Consider the following 15,457-nt stretch of genomic DNA (forward strand, 5'->3'; position numbering starts at 1 on the left):
TATGGCCGAGCGTTCGTTCAAGGCAGAAGTCGAGCAACTGCGACTGGGAGACGGCGAAGTCTTCCACGGCGAGGGCATCCTGGCCGTCACCAAGGCACTGCTCCAGGCAGGCGTGGCCTATGTTGGCGGCTATCAGGGCTCGCCGATCAGCCATCTGATGGACGTTTTCGCCGATGCGAACGAACTGATGGGCGAACTCGGCGTCCATTTCGAAAGCTCGGCGAGCGAGGCGACGGCGGCGGCGATGTTGGCCGCCTCAGTCAACTACCCCCTGCGCGGCGCGGTCGCTTGGAAATCGGTGGTCGGCACCAATGTCGCTTCCGACGCCCTGTCCAACGTCGCGTCGGGCGGGGTGACCGGCGGGGCACTGATCATCCTGGGCGAGGATTATGGCGAAGGCTCCTCGATAATGCAGGAGCGCACGCATGCATTCGCGATGAAGTCGCAGATGTGGCTGCTCGATCCGCGGCCAAGCCTGCCGATGATCGTGGATATGGTCGAGAAGGGATTCGAGCTGTCCGAAGCCTCGAACACGCCGGTGATGCTCGAGCTGCGCGTGCGGGCCTGCCACGTCACCGGCAGCTTCGTCGCGCGCGACAACCAGCGCCCGCGCCTGACCGTCGGCGAGGCCGCCGAGGCGCCGGTGCGCGATACCGACCGGATCGTGCTGCCGCCGGCCAATTTCCTCCACGAGGTCGAGAAGATCGAGCAGCGCTGGCCCGCCGCGATCCGCTTCGTCCAGGAACAGAAGCTCAACGAGCATTTCGGCACCGAGGCGGACGAGATCGGGATCATCGTCCAGGGCGGGCTGTTCAACTCGCTCAACCGCGCGCTCGAGCTGCTCGGCCTGTCCGATGCCTATGGCAACGCCGCGCTGCCGATCTACGTCCTCAACGTCACCTATCCGCTGATCCCCGACGAAGTCGCCGCCTTCTGTGCCGACAAGCGCGCGGTGCTGGTGCTCGAGGAAGGCCAGCCCGAGTTCATCGAGCATGAGCTGAACACACTGGTCCGCCGCGCCGGGCTCGACACGCGGGTCATCGGCAAGGAAGTGCTGCCGCGCGCCGGGGAATATGGCGGCGCGGTGATCCGCGACGGCGTGGCCAAGTTCCTGCGCGCGCATGCGCCGGAGCGGGCGCCGGCGGAGGAAACCCAGCCCGTCCCTGCCCTGCCCCCCAGCGCCGTGCCGCAGCGCCCGGCCGGCTTCTGCACCGGCTGCCCGGAGCGGCCGATCTTCTCGGCGATGAAGCTGGTCCAGAAGGAGCTCGGCGCCTTCCACGTCTCCGCCGATATCGGCTGCCACCTCTTCTCGATCCTGCCGCCGTTCCATATCGGCAACACCACGATGGGCTATGGCCTGGGCACCGCCGGCGCCTCCGCCTTCAAGGCGCGCGACAAGCGGGCGATCGCGATCATGGGCGATGGCGGCTTCTGGCATAACGGCCTGACCTCGGGCATCGGCAACGCGGTCTTCAACCAGGACGACAACCTGACGATCATCGTCGACAATGGCTATTCGGCCGCCACGGGGGGCCAGGACATCCTCTCCTCGCGCGCCAGGCCGCCGGGCCGCAAGACCAACAATCCGATCGAGAAGGCGGTGCGCGGCATCGGCATCGGCTGGGCACGGACGATGACGCGGACCTATGACGTTACCGGCATGCGCGACGCGATCATGGAGGCGCTGACCAGCCAGGAGAAAGGCCCCAAGGTCCTCGTCGCCCAATCCGAATGCCAGCTCAACCGCCAGCGCCGGCTCAAGCCGCAGGTCGCCAAGGCGCTCAAGTCGGGCCAGCGCGTGGTGCGCGAACGCTTCGGCGTCGATCCCGACACGTGCACCGGCGACCATAGCTGCATCCGCCTGTCCGGTTGCCCCTCGCTCACGATCAAGCCCAACCCCGATCCACTGCGCCAGGACCCTATCGCGCATGTCGAGAACAGCTGCGTCGGCTGCGGCGTGTGCGGCGAGGTGAGCCACGCCGCGGTGCTCTGCCCCTCCTTCTACAAGGCCCATATTATCGCCAATCCCGACCGCCGCGACCGCCTCCGCCAGCGCATCCGCGGCTGGGCGATCGGCGCGCTCCAGAAGCGCTCGGCCCGCGCCATCGCCGCGAGGGCCTTTTGATGCCCGGCCGTGACCGCATTACCATCGCCGTGCTCGGCCTGGGCGGCCAGGGCGGCGGCGTGCTGGCCGACTGGATCGTCCAGCTCGGGGAGCGGAACGGCTATGTCGCGCAGGGCACGTCGGTGCCGGGCGTGGCGCAGCGCACGGGCGCCACGATCTACTATATCGAGATGATCCCGGCCGGCGGCCCTGTGCTGCCGGTGCTGGCGCTTACCCCGATCCCGGGCGACGTCGATGTCGTCGTCGCGTCCGAGCTGATGGAGACCGGCCGCGCGATCCTGCGCGGGTTCGTGTCGAAGGACACGGTGCTGATCGGATCGACCCACCGCGTCTATGCCATCTCCGAAAAGTCCGCGATGGGCGACGGGCGCGCGAGCAGCGAACGGATCGTCACCGCAGCGAACGAGCGCTCCAGGCGCTTCATCGGCTTCGACATGGAAGCCGCGTCCGAACGCGCCGGCACGGTGATCAGCTCGGTGATGTTCGGCGCGCTGGCCGGAAGCGGCGCGCTGCCCTTCCCGCGTGACGCGTTCGAAGTGGCGATCCGCGCCGGTGGCAAGGGCGTGGAAGCCAGCTTGCGGGGCTTCGCAGTGGGCTTCGACGCAGCACAGGGCGCGTTGATCGAAGCGGAACCCGCGATCGGCGTTGCCGAACCGACCACCGACACGGGCCGCGCCTTTGCCGCGCGCATCCGCGAACATCTGCCGACCGAAGCGCATGGCTTTGCAACCGAGGGCGTTAAGCGGCTGATGGACTATCAGGATGCCGCCTATGCCGCGCTCTATCTCGACCGGCTCGAAAGCCTGCACAATTCCCCCGAGCTGATCGCCGAGACCGCCCGCCACCTTGCGCTGTGGATGTCGTACGAGGACACGATCCGCGTCGCCGATCTCAAGGTCCGCGCCTCGCGTTTTTCCCGCGTGCGGGGCGAAGTGAAGGCGAAGGACGACCAGATCGTCCAGCTGACCGAGTATATGCACCCCCGACTCGAGGAGGTCTGCGAGACGCTGCCCGCCGGGATCGGCCGGCGGCTGCTCGCCAGCCAGCGCTGGTCCCGCCGGCTGGAACCGTTCTTCGCCAAGGGGCGGCATGTCGAGACCACGAGTCTCCGCTGGTTCCTGATGCTCTCGCTGCTCGCCGGCTGGCGGCGCTGGCGGCGGGGCACGCTACGCTACCAGGTCGAGCAGGCGCGGATCGAGGACTGGCTGGCGCTGATCCGCGCGGCCGATCCCGAGGCCGCGATCGAACTGGCCAAGTGCCAGCGGCTGATCAAGGGCTATGGCGAGACGTTCGCGCGTGGCCTGGGCAATTACGAGCGGATCGTCGATCGCTACCGGGCGGGCAGCCTCGATGCAGCCGGGCTGCGGCGGTTGCGGGAAGCGGCGCTGGCGGACGAGGAAGGCGCTGCGCTGGAGGAGGCGCTGGCGTCGTGAAACACCTCTCCCGTGAGCGGAAGAGGGCCGGGCCATATCGACATTCAGCCGCAGACCCTCTTCTACTCCCCTCCCTGCAAGGGAGGGGTCGGGGGTGGGTTGCGAGCGCAGCGAGCCCAGTCAGCCGATGGTGACAAAAGAAAAGGCCGGGCATCGAGCCCGACCTTTTCCAACCCACCCCTAACCCCTCCCTTGCAGGGAGGGGAACTTTCCCGCCGATGCGTTACTTTCGCGCAGCGATCCAGCGATCCACCACCGCATCGAGCATCGTCATCGGCAGCTGGCCCTGTCCGAGGATCAGGTCGTGAAAGGCGCGGATGTCGAAACGGGTGCCCAGCGCAGCCTCGGCGCGGCGGCGCAGCTCGATGATCTTGAGCTCGCCGACCTTGTAGGCCACCGCCCCGCCCGGCGCGCCGATATATCGGGCCAGTTCGGTGTCGATGTTGATGTCGGCCAGCGCGGTATTCTCGGTGAAGCACGCGCGCGCCTGCTCATAGCTCCAGCCCATGACATGGATGCCGGTGTCGACCACCATCCGGCAGGCGCGCCACATCTCGTTGGAGAGGCTGCCGAACGCCTCATAGGGATCGCGGTAGACGCCCATCTCGTGCCCCAGCCGCTCGGAATAGAGCGCCCAGCCTTCGCGAAAGGCGAGCAGGTCGCGCTCGCGGCGGAAGCTCGGCCATTCGGGATGTTCCTGCGCGAACGCGGCATGGGTGTGATGCCCCGGCGCCGCCTCGTGCAACGTCAGGGCCGGCACTTCGTAGAGCGGCCGCTGGTCGAGATGCGACGTGTTGACGATGAAGCGGCCCGGAAAGCCGTTGGAGAAGTCGCCTTCGCCCGAGCGCGCGGTGGTATAGCCTTCCTCCAAGTCGAGCGGCACGGGCTCGATCGTGAAGGGCTGGCGGGGCAGCGTGCCGAACCAGCGCGGGAGCACGCCGTCGATGCGCTTGGCGGCGGCGGCGTATTTCTCGATCAACTCCTCGCGGCTTGTCGCATAGAAGCGCGGATCGGTGCGAAGGTAGCGTAGCCACTCGGCGAAGCTGCCCTTGAAGCCGCTTTCCGCGATCACCTTGTCCATCTCGCCGCGGATGCGCTTCACCTCGGACAGGCCCGTCGTGTGGATCTGCTCGGCGGTGAGATCGGTGGTCGTGTAGTAGCGCAACAGGAAGTCGTAGTATGCACGCCCGCCCGGAACCGTGGCGATGCCGAGCCCCTTGCGGGCATGCGCCCGGTAGCGCCCGTCGATATAGGCCAGGGCGGCACGCTGGGCCGGGCGGATCTCGCGCTCGATCACCGCGCCCGCTTCGGCGACCAGAGCGTCCCGTCCCTTGAGCGGCTCCAGCAGCGGGTCTTCGCCAACCGGGCGCGCGATCTGCTTGCGCAGCACGGCCACCGCGACGTCGACCACCCGCGCCGGCTGGGTCCAGCCGGTGGCGATGCCGCGCTCCAGATTGGCACGCTGCTCGGTGAAATAGGCAGGGACGCCGTGCAGGCGGGCGATCCAGGCGCGGCCGTCCGCATCGCTGCGCACTTCGACGTCGCGTGCCGCGTAATAGGGCGTGTTGTAGAAGCCCTCATGCGCGACGAAGGCGAAGCGGCGCTCGTCGAAGCCGATCCCCTCGACCCGCCAGCCGATGATCTGGCGCAGGAAGTCGCGGTTGACCCGGTCCTCGCCTGCCAGCGTGACACCCGGGACCGAAGCGAGCGCCTTGTCGATCCTTGCCAGCTCGGCCTTGCGCGCGGCCATGCCGCCGGGCGTTTCGTCCGGCCAGCCTTCGCGCGAAGTGGAAGGATCGGAACGGCCCGCTTCCATCGGGAAGCGCTCCGAGAAATGCTCGTACCGCGCGATCAGCGCATCGAGGTCCGGGGAGCCGGCACCGAGCAGCAACGCGGCGCCGATGGGCAACAACAACAGTCGCAGAACGCGGATCATTGCACCCCTCCCCGGGTCTAGTTGGAAAGCCAGGCCATCGTCATCAGCAGCTTGGGCAGCAGCGTGGCACCGGCGTGGAGCCGGATAGGATGCGGCGTGCGCGGCGTCACCGAGAGCGGCTCGCGGCTGTTCGTGGCGATCGCGGCGGCGACTTCGATGCCGAGCTGGGTGTTGATGCCGATGCCGCGGCCATTGTCCGCCTGGATCGCCAGCGCGCCGTCACCAAGGTCGTAGAGTTCGGGGAGGAAGGACGAGTTCACCTGGGCCAGCCCCTCCCAGATATAGTCGATCCGTGGATCGGGCATCGCCGCGAAATGCTGCTTCAGCCGGCGCTGCGCCTCGCGCAGATGCGCCTTGCCGCCGCGTAGCAGGAACGACATCGGGAAGGCCGAGATCAGATGCCCCTGCGCATCCAGCCGCGCAGTGAAGAGATAGGGCGCCTTGTCGGTGAAGGCGCCGCCCTCGGGCAGGATCGTCGCGCGCTGCTCGGCTTCGAGCGGCGCGGTGGCGAACTGGACGACATGGAGCGGCAGCACCGTGCGCTTGAGCGCGGGGTGCAGCTTCGCATTGCCGCCATTCGCCGCCAGCACCACGCGCCGCGCCGACACTGCGCCGGCGGGGGTGCGGGCGATCCAGCGGCCGCCGTCGCGCACCAGCGCCTCGACCGGGCTTTCGCTGAACAGCCGCGCGCCCTGCTTGATCGCTGCGTGGGCGATGCCGCGGACATAGCCGAGCGGGTTGAGGCTGCCGCCGTCGCCGAAGCGCAGCGCGCCGCAATAGCGATCGACGCCGAACAATTCGCGGGCCTCGCGCGCCTCGATGAAGCGCACGTCATAGCCGCGCGACTGCCATTGACTGGCATAGCCGCGCTGATGCTGCGCCAGGCCTTCATTGTGCGCAGGCGTGAAGAAGCCGTCCTGGCGCGCGTCGCAATCGATCCCGTGGCGCGCGACCAGGTCGAACACCGCCTGGGCCGAGCCCCCGATCATCCGGGTCAGCCGCTCGCCGCGCTGGCGGCCGAGCACCGGCCCGATCGTCTCAGGCGTATGGCGGATATAGTCGGGCGCGATCAGGCCGCCGCTCCAGCCGGTTGCCTGGTCGCCGGGCTGGCCCGCCTCGAGCAGCACTGCATCGACGCCGGCCTCGGCCAAGTGGAGCGCGGTCGTCATGCCGGCGATGCCGCCGCCGATCACGAGCACGTCCGCCTCGATCTCGGCGCCGAGCGGGGCGAGCCGGGGCCCTGGCGCCGCGGTGGCGACCCATACCGGTGCGGTCGACGGCCCCTCGCCTTCGCGGCGGGGAATGGGCTGGTGCTGCATCACCGCTCCGTCACGAGGGTGAAGCTGGGGGCCGGCGCGAAGGGCATGAGCACCCCCGCGACGTCCGCGATACGGGACGTTTGCATGTACTTTCGAACTCTCTTGTGCGCTCCTCGAAGGAGCGGTGTCTGTGCGCCCTCGAAGGGCGGGTGTTCTCGAAACGGTCAGGCGGCGGCGGGCACGGCACTCCCGCCGCGCTCCGAGCGGCGCGCAAGCGTGACGAAGGCCAGCACGAAGCAGAGTGCCACCGGCGTGTTCATGATCATCGGCAGCGACATCTCGTTATTGCCGACGATGCTCACCGCGATGAAGATCGCCGTGCCCTCCTGGCGCATCAGATGCTCGATCCCGATCGCGATGTTCTCGCGGCGGGTGAAGCCGGCGAAGCGCACGATCGTCATCACCACGCAGACCATGATCAGGTTGAGCGCCACGGTGATCCAGAACAGCGCGCCCAGATTCTCGCGCAGCACCGGCACCTGATCGAACAGGATCATGCCAAAGGCCGTGAACAGCACGACCATCGCGATGTTCTTGAGATACTTCTTGAAGGCGATCGCGAAGCCCGGGCGCAGCGCGCGCAGGGTGAAGCCGGCGGCGGCGGGGAGCACGGTTATCGAGAAGATGTCCCAGAAGAACCCGCCGAGCGGCACCTTCACATCGGCCTGCAGCCCCATGAAATGGGCGAGCGCGAAATGCGCGTAGAAGGGCACCAGCAGGATGTAGAGCATGCTGAGCAGCAGCGTCATCGACATCGACAGCGCGAGATCGCCCTTGGCCATGTCGGTGAACAGGTTGGAAAGCATGCCGCCCGGCGTGGTCGCGAGCAGGACGAAGCCGACCGCGAGCGCCGGGGTGGGCGCAACGGTGATCGCCAGCGTCAGGCCGATGACGGGCGGGACGACCAGCATCGAGCAGACGCCGAAGATCAGCGCGCGCTTGTTGCGGAACACCTGGCGGAAATCCTCGGCGGTGAGCGACAGGCCCATCGAGGCCATGATCGCTATCAGCGAGCCGGGCAGCACCCAGTGCCCCAGGACGGACATCAGATCGGCATAGGTCATGTCCGCTCCCCCTCAGGCCGGTTCAACGGTGATGGTGCAGGCGCCGGCGCGGCGGATGGCCCGGCAATCTGCCACGGCCTTCTCGAGGTCCTCATCGAGAATGCGCGCGCAGACATTGGCCTGGATCCAGCCGAACGGCATCAGCAGCCGCCCGCCGGCGCCGTAGAAGATGCCGATGTCGTAGAAGGGGCCGGGCGGCAGGCCCTGGGTGCTGCCTGCAGCCAGATAGGCGAGCACGATGTCGCCCGCACCTGGGTAAGAGGTTGCGTTCTCGGCCGGGATCGCCGGCTGGGCCATGCCCTGCGGCAGTGCGGCCGAGGGCATCGGTACCGAAATCTCCGGCCCGGTCCAGATCGCGTGCATCGCCTCGAACGAGGCGCGGCGCGTGGCGAGATCGCGCAGGAAGTTACAGGACTGCGGCGCCGCTTCGGGAAGCAGGCGGCAGCGTGCCGACAGTCCCGAGTTCGGCTCCGTGAAACGCACCAGATCCATCGAAAGCATGCCCCCTATTTGCCCGTCGCCATCGACAGATATTCTTCCTTCTGCAGCGCGATCGGCACATTGCCGTTGGTCCAGAGATAATCGTGGAAGCGCTTGAGATCGAAGGACTTGCCTTCGCGCACGCGCGCTTCCGCGAGGAACTCGGTCGTCTGCATCTTGCCGATCTGGTAGCTGATCCCCTGGCCCGGCGCTGCGGCGAAGAAGGTCGCTTCCTCGTGCGCGGTGGCCGGGTCCATCGGGACCGTCTTCTCCAGATAATCGGCGGCCTGGGCGATGGTGAATTCACCTAGCGCCAGCTTCACGTCCACTTCGACCCGAAGGGCACGCAATCGTGCGAAATTGTAGATGATCTCGCGCGTCTTGGGCGCGTCGGCCCAAAAGCCCGCCTGGAGCATCATCTCTTCGGCATAGAAGCCGGTGCCTTCGTTCGCGCCGCTGTCATAATAGCGGCGGCGCAGCGGATCGGGATTCCGCCAGCTGAGGCTGAGCTGGAAGAAATGGCCGGGCACGCCTTCATGGACGATGATCGGTCGCGGATCGCGGGTGATCGAGAGATTGAAATAGCCGAGCTTGGGCGAGGGATCGGGGAGATAGACGGTCGCATCCTGCCCCACCCGATCGATGCTGGTGAAGTCGAAGGTACGGCCCAGCCAGCCGATGGGCGCCAGATAGGCCGGAAAAGGCTGTGCCCTGTAATGGCCTACCCAGTCCGGAACGGTCAGCAGGTTCTTCTCGGTGAGGAACCGGCGGACCGTCAGTTCATCGGCATCCAGCTTCGCCGTCACTGTCCCGATCGAGGGCCCGATGGGAAGCTCGGCCAGGCCGGCATTGCGGTTGCGCTCGAGCGTCTCGAACAGCACCGAGCGCGCCCATTCCTGGCGGCCCATCGCCACCAGACCCTCGGGCGAATAGGGATAGATTCCGACATTGCCGAGGAAATAGAGATAGCTCTCGCGGCCGACCGCAGTCTGTTCGGACAGGCCGGTGCGCTTCGACTTCAGGAAGGCGGTGTAGCCGGCGAAGGCGGCGATCGCCTTGTCCACCGCCGCACCCAGCCGCTTGCGCTGGCCGGCATCGGCATAGGGTGCGAGCCCGGCGACCATGTCGCGCAGGCTCTCCGGCACCTCGGCGAGCTGGCTTAGCGCCACATCGACGAAGGGCCCGCGCATGTCGTTCAGGTTCACGCGTCCCGCAGCGAGCACCGCCGGCGCGTTGCCGAGCAGGTGGATCACTTCTTCCAGCCGGGCGCGCGACACCGGCGGCTTGGGCAGCAACAGCTCGAACACCGGGTTGAGCGCCTGGGCGGTGTAGAAATGCGGCTGGCGGCGCCAGGCGGCGATATGGTCCATCTCCCAATGGACGCGCGCCAGCGCCGATCCGACGAGGCGGTAATCGATCTTCTCGCTGATGTTGCGCGGCGCCGTCTCGAGCGCCTTCCACCGCGCCTCGAACGCGGCGAGCTGCTTGCGCTGCGCCGCGACGCCAGCGGGCGACCAGTCGGGCAGCCAGCCTGCCGGGCGCACGATGCGGGGAATGTCGTCGCTGCTCGCCGGCTGCGTCGTACCGCGCCAGACCCAGAAATCGGCGCCCAGCTGCTGGACGGCCGGCTGGGCAGCCGCCGGCTGGGCCACCAGCAAGGTGGCGCCCGTCATCAAAGCTGCGATGCCCCTCAGCAGCATGTTATTTCCGGTTCTTCACGTTGCGATCGAAGAAATCGACCATCTTCTTGAAGGAGAAGCGGGTCTGCGGAATGTTCTCCGCGTCCCAGGGGTGGTTGGCCCCCGGCAGCGTCACCAGTTCGAACATCTGCTCGCGCTGGATCATCTGCTCGGCCAGCGCCATCGTGTCCGAATAGAGCACCACGGAATCGCGGGTGCCGTGGATGATCATCAGCGGATCCTTGATCCCCTTCGCCTGGTAGAGCGCCGATTGCGCCTCGTAGCGCTTGGGCATGTCCGGCCCCTCGGGCGGGCCCATGATCCACATCTGGGCGGGGAAGGCGTGCCACACATTGGTGGCGGGCGCGCCGGCGACGCCCGCGGCATAGAGGCCGGGCTTCTTCGACAGCGACATGATCGTCATCAGCCCGCCATAGCTCGAACCCCAGATGCCGATGCGCCTGGGATCGGCATAGCCCTGGCCGATCAGGTAGCGGACGCCGCTCTCGAGATCGTTGATGTCGGTCTCGCCATAACTCTCATACTGGGTCTGGTTATGTTCGCGCCCCTGGCCCCAGGATCCGCGGATGTTGACGGTCAGGACGATATAGCCCTGGGCGACGAAATACTGGTCGAGCCCCCAGGTCGGGTGCGCGCGGCGGCCGCCCCACTGGTTGTGCACGGCATCCGAATAGACCGAGCCGACGATCACCGGGTATTTCTTGCTCGGATCGAAATTGGCGGGAACGCTCACCCGGCCGAGCAGGTTCATCCCGTCGATATGGCTGGGGAACTGGACGTAGCGCGTCTTCGCCCAGGTCTGGCCGTAGAATTCGGGCTGGGGCGACTTGGTGACCTGCGCCGCCTTGCCCGGCTTCGCCGTGTCGATCACGAACAGCTCGGGCGGCATGTCGTCGTTGCTGTACCAGTCGGCGATCTTGCTGAAATCGGGCGAATAGACCGGCTCATGCGTGCCACCGGCCGGGCCGCTGAGCTGCTCGACCTTCCCGCCCGCCATGGCCACGCGGTAGAGCTGGCGGTCCTGCAGCGCGGACTTGTTGGCGGTGAAATAGAGCTGCTTGTTCCTGGCATCGACTTCGAACGAAGCGATCTCCCACTTGCCGCTGGTGATCTGGCGCGGCGTCTCGCCCGCCTTGCGCTGGTGGTAGAGCTGCAGCCAGCCATCGCGGTCGGTGAGGATGATCAGCCCGTCGTCGCCCGGCGCCCATTCGACCTTCCAGTCCGGGCGCAGATGCTTGGGCTCGCGCAGTTGGTAGAAGGTCTCGCGCGCGCCGCTGGCGACGTCGTACAGATAGATGCTGTGCTCCTTGGCCTCCATGTCGGCGCCGCTGACGAACAGCCGCTTGCCGTCATGCGACAGGCCGAAGCCCCACACGTCATCCTTGGCTTCCGGGCGCTCGAACAGGCGCGCCTTGCCGGTGGCGAGGTCGACCGTGCCGATCACGGTCTTTGTCGTCTCCTCGCCCGGGAAGGCGCGGATCACGCGATTGTTCTGGAGCTTGCCCTTGGCGTCGTAATAGATGTCGCGCTCGGGCATGGCCCGGTCGTCGGCCTGCTGGAAGGCGATCGCCTTGCCGCTATCGGCCCATTTATAGTCTTCGATATAGACTTTGGGGTCTTCGCTGCCGACAAGACGGGTGGCGACTTCGCCCTCCCCCGCCGCGACGTCGCGTACCCAGAGCTGGCCGCCCGGCGCGACGGGCGATGCGGCGCTGGCCGCCGAGACGAAAGCGAGCTTGCTGCCGTCCGGCGACACGGTGAGCTTGCGGATGCCGCGCTTGCCGGCCTCGACCTTGACGATCTTGCCGTCCGCGTCGCGGATATGGAGCTGGCCGCCCAGCGTGAAGGCGACGCGTCCGTGATCGAGGAACACCGCCTGGCCGATGCCCTTCGCCTCGGCCTCGGGCTTGGACTCCTTGCCGAGGAAGGTCAGCCGGGTCTTCTGGCCGGTTCTGGGCGACCAGGCCCAGATGTCGCGGAACGAATAGCCTTCGTCGTTCCATAGGAAGAGGACGGCGCTGCCGTCCGCCGCCCAGCTATAGCCCTGGGGATCGAGCCCCACGAGGCTCTTGTAGCGATAGAGCTCGTCGATCGAGAAGCTGGTGCCCGCCACCTTGGCGGGGGCCTGGGACTTGTCCTGGGCGAGCGCGGGAGCGGCCGCGCCCAGGGATGCGATCATGAGAGCCGCCGACATCGCACGGACGGAAACGCTGAACTTGATCATCTTCCCAGCACCTTCAATCTCAATCGTGTTTCCGGCCCTGGAGCCGGATGCCGGCGGCGACGGGGGATCCGTCACCGCCGGGCTTGGGTCACCCGAACTTCTTGCGGAAACCGATCGTGAACCGGCGACCGATCGCATCATAGCTATCGCGCTCGTACAGCTGGAACGGCGGGTTGTGATCGCCGAGATTGTCGATCATGCCGTAGATGCTGAGGCTCTTGTCGATGTCGTAGGACGCGCTCAGATCGAAATAGCTGATCTGGCCGGTCTCCGGCACCGCGAGCAATGGCATCGCCGCGCCCGAGGCCTTGGCCGCAGCGATGCGCCCGTCCTTCACGGAGCCGAGGAAGCGATGCCGCAGCGAGAGCTGGAAGGCGTCGCTGATGTCCCAGGTCAGGCGCTGGGTGAAGCGCCAGGTCGGGTTGGCATTGCCGCAGCTGCCACCACCGATATAGCCCGCGCAATCGATCGGCGCGACGATCGGGCTGCTCTGCACCACGCTCTTGATGAGGTAGCTGCCGGACAGATAGTAGCTGAGGCTGCCCAGCGAACCGACGTCGTGGCGATAGTCGAGGCGGAAATCGACGCCCGCGGTCTTCATCGAGGCGATGTTGGAATTGAGCAGCGGCACGTCATAGAGCTGCCCATCCGACGAACGATGGTTGAGCGGCTGGCAGAAGATGTTGCTCATCGACAGGTTGGCACGGCAGGCGGTGATCACCGACTGGAGGCCGCCACCAAAGGCCGCGATCGCGCCGTCGATCTTGATATTGTAGTAATCGACGGTGAGCTGGAGGTTCGGCACGAACTCCGGACGCAGCACCGCGCCGAGCGACCAGGTGTCCGAAGTCTCTTCCTGGAGGTTGGGATTGCCGCCGGTGATCGCGCGGATCTGGGTGTTCTCCTGCTGGAACACGTCGATCACGCTTGCCGGCACGCCCAGCGAGTTGATGCAGAAGCTGCGCTCCGCCGTTGTGCGGTTGGCACCCGAGGCGTTGCAGAAGTCGGTCGCCTGCGGCGCGTCGTTGGTCGCGCCCGAATAGAGCTCGATCACGTTCGGTGCACGCACCGCGCGCTGATAGAGGCCGCGGAGCTTGAGGCCCTTCACCGGCGAATATTCACCGCCCGCCTTCCACGAGGTCACGCCGCCCGCAGTCGAATAATCCGAATAGCGAATGCCGCCTTCGAACGAGAGCATGTGGACGAAGGGCAGGTCGGCCAGGATCGGCACGACGAGCTCGCCATAGAGTTCCTTGACGTCGAAGCTGCCGCCGGTCGCCTGGATGCCGGCCGAGCGCGAGAGCGCCTTGCCTTGGATATAGAGCTGGTCCGGCGTGAACTGCGAGCTCTCCTTGCGATATTCGGCGCCCACCGAGATGCCGACATTGCCGGCAGGGAGCTTGAACAGCGAGCCGGTGATGCTGGCGCCGGCCTGCTTCTGGTCCACCACGGTGATATTGGTGAGATCGGTGGAGATATAGTCGATCATCTGCTGGGTCATCGACTTCAGTCCGAACGGGTTGATCGTGACGCAGCGCGCGTCGGCCGTGAGGCAATCATAGGGATTGCTCGGGTTGGTCAGGAACGCATTGGCGAAATTGTCGATCAACACGCCGCCGCCCTGGGCTTCGGTAATCCGGACATGCCCCTGGTTGTAGAAGACTTCCCAGTTCAACTTGTCGGTCAGCGAGCCCCGCAGCCCGGCCACGAAGCGCGAGAACTCGCGGGTCTGGTCGTCGGTACGCGAACCGAAGTCGAGCAGGCGGCGATTGATGTTGAGCGTGACGAGGTTGTCGCCATCGCCATCGAGGTTGGTGCGCAGGAATTCGCGCAACGACGATGCCAGATAGGGATTGCGCAGGTCGAACTGGAAGTTGGGCAGGAAGCCCGAGCTGCTCATCGGCACCGCGCCCAGCGTCGAGTTGATCTCGTTGCGGACATAGGAGCCTTCCCAGAACGCCGTGACATTGTCGGTCACGTCGTAATGGCCGAGGATCGAGGCGGACCAGCGCTTCATCGGCATCTGGAGGTTGGTGTAGGGACGGTCGTTGAAGCCGTCGCTGGTCTTGTAGGCGCGCCAGCCTTCGGGAGCGAAGAAGATGCCGGCGGTGCCGATCGTGTTGCCATACGGGTCGAGCTTGCCGACCAGCGCAGGGGTGAAGATCGTGCCTTGCGGGGTGACGCCGTTGCCGCCGGGGACGAGCACGCCCTTCCCGTTCTGCACGGCATCGACCAGATAGACCGTCGCATGGGCGCGCGCGGCGCCCTTCACCATCGCGCGGTCATAATAGCTGCCGTTGAACACGATGTTGCCGCGGCCATCGTCGAAATTGCCGCCGGCGGTGAAGTCGATGTTGTAGCGCTCGGCATCGCCTTCGTCGCTGATGCCGTAGAGGCCGTTGACTTCCAGGCCCTGGAAATTGGTCTTGGTGACGAAGTTGACCACGCCGGCCATCGCGTCCGAACCGTACACCGCCGAGGCGCCGCCGGTGACGACTTCGACCCGCTCGATCAGCGAGGGCGGGATCATGTTGATGTCGACCACGCCGTCCTGGCTGGAGCCGACGATGCGGCGGCCATTCTGCAGCACCAGCGTGCGCGCGGCGCCGAGGTTGCGCAGATTGACGGTGGCCGAACCGTTGCCCGCGTTGGACTGGGCGCCCGAGCCGGCGACCGCCTGGGGCAGCGCGTTGAGCAGCCGCTCGGTCTCGGCCGTGCCGGTCTGGCGGATTTCCTCGCTGCCGATCACGTTGACCGGGCTGTTCGAATCGACATCCGGGCGCGGAATGCGCGATCCGGTGACGACGATCGCCTCGCCTTCCTGCGTTTCCGGCTCGGCGGTCTGCGCCATCGCCGTACCCATAACCATCATCGCGGCGATCAGTGCGGAACCGCCCCGCAACCCCGCCCGCATCACTGCTACCCGCTTACTGCCCATGTCCGTGTCTCCCCGAATGGATATGCCCGCCTGCCCCGCTCCGCCCTGGCGTCGTTCGATCGCGCCATTTCCGTGAACAAGTGCGTGATTTTGAGCATATTGAAAACGAGTGGTCAATTCGGGGTAACGAAAAAATGTGAAATGTGTCGCTTTCCGGTAACAAAGCTGCCGGGAAACCCGCGTTCGCGCACGGTTTTTTCCAAGCCCGATGATCGGGGCGGCCGAGGGTTGGCCCGCA

At 66.6% G+C, this 15,457-nt stretch carries 9 protein-coding genes; 2 read left to right on the forward strand and 7 right to left on the reverse strand.

Going from position 1 to position 15,457, the window contains the following annotated elements; all coding sequences use genetic code 11:
- The first annotated feature begins 1 nt into the window (after position 1).
- A complete protein-coding gene (locus AC1RPL_RS06515; RefSeq protein ID WP_493068438.1) occupies positions 2-2,125 on the forward strand; it encodes a thiamine pyrophosphate-dependent enzyme in 2,124 nt (707 codons plus the stop codon).
- Entirely contained in the window at positions 2,125-3,558 is a 1,434-nt protein-coding gene (locus AC1RPL_RS06520; protein ID WP_493068439.1) for an indolepyruvate oxidoreductase subunit beta family protein, read from the forward strand. The genes AC1RPL_RS06515 and AC1RPL_RS06520 overlap by 1 nt, the downstream gene beginning before the upstream one ends.
- 223 nt (positions 3,559-3,781) lie before the next feature.
- Here the strand turns inward: AC1RPL_RS06520 and AC1RPL_RS06525 are convergent, their stop codons facing one another.
- The 7 genes from AC1RPL_RS06525 to AC1RPL_RS06555 all read right to left on the reverse strand — a co-directional run bounded on the left by AC1RPL_RS06525 (position 3,782) and on the right by AC1RPL_RS06555 (position 15,219).
- The gene (locus tag AC1RPL_RS06525) at positions 3,782-5,494 is read right to left on the reverse strand and encodes a DUF885 domain-containing protein (RefSeq protein WP_493068440.1); all 1,713 of its coding nucleotides are present in this window, start codon (positions 5,492-5,494) and stop codon (positions 3,782-3,784) included.
- Positions 5,495-5,511: 17 nt separating this feature from the next.
- Positions 5,512-6,813: an NAD(P)/FAD-dependent oxidoreductase gene (locus AC1RPL_RS06530; RefSeq protein ID WP_493068441.1), complete on the reverse strand. Its 1,302-nt coding sequence runs from the start codon at positions 6,811-6,813 to the stop codon at positions 5,512-5,514.
- Positions 6,814-6,977: 164 nt separating this feature from the next.
- Positions 6,978-7,877, reverse strand: a complete 900-nt coding sequence (locus AC1RPL_RS06535; protein ID WP_493068442.1) for a bile acid:sodium symporter family protein — start codon at positions 7,875-7,877, stop codon at positions 6,978-6,980.
- Between the two features lie 12 nt (positions 7,878-7,889).
- Positions 7,890-8,369, reverse strand: a complete 480-nt coding sequence (locus tag AC1RPL_RS06540; RefSeq protein WP_493068443.1) for a DUF3830 family protein — start codon at positions 8,367-8,369, stop codon at positions 7,890-7,892.
- 14 nt (positions 8,370-8,383) lie between these two features.
- Entirely contained in the window at positions 8,384-10,057 is a 1,674-nt protein-coding gene (locus AC1RPL_RS06545) for a DUF885 family protein (protein WP_493068444.1), read from the reverse strand.
- A 1-nt stretch (position 10,058) separates the two neighbouring features.
- Positions 10,059-12,236, reverse strand: a complete 2,178-nt coding sequence (locus tag AC1RPL_RS06550; protein ID WP_493068445.1) for a S9 family peptidase — start codon at positions 12,234-12,236, stop codon at positions 10,059-10,061.
- Between the two features lie 133 nt (positions 12,237-12,369).
- The gene (locus tag AC1RPL_RS06555; RefSeq protein ID WP_493068446.1) at positions 12,370-15,219 is read right to left on the reverse strand and encodes a TonB-dependent receptor plug domain-containing protein; all 2,850 of its coding nucleotides are present in this window, start codon (positions 15,217-15,219) and stop codon (positions 12,370-12,372) included.
- Positions 15,220-15,457 lie beyond the last annotated feature (238 nt).

It is taken from the genome of Sphingomonas sp. GW821-FHT12D09, assembly GCF_058807215.1.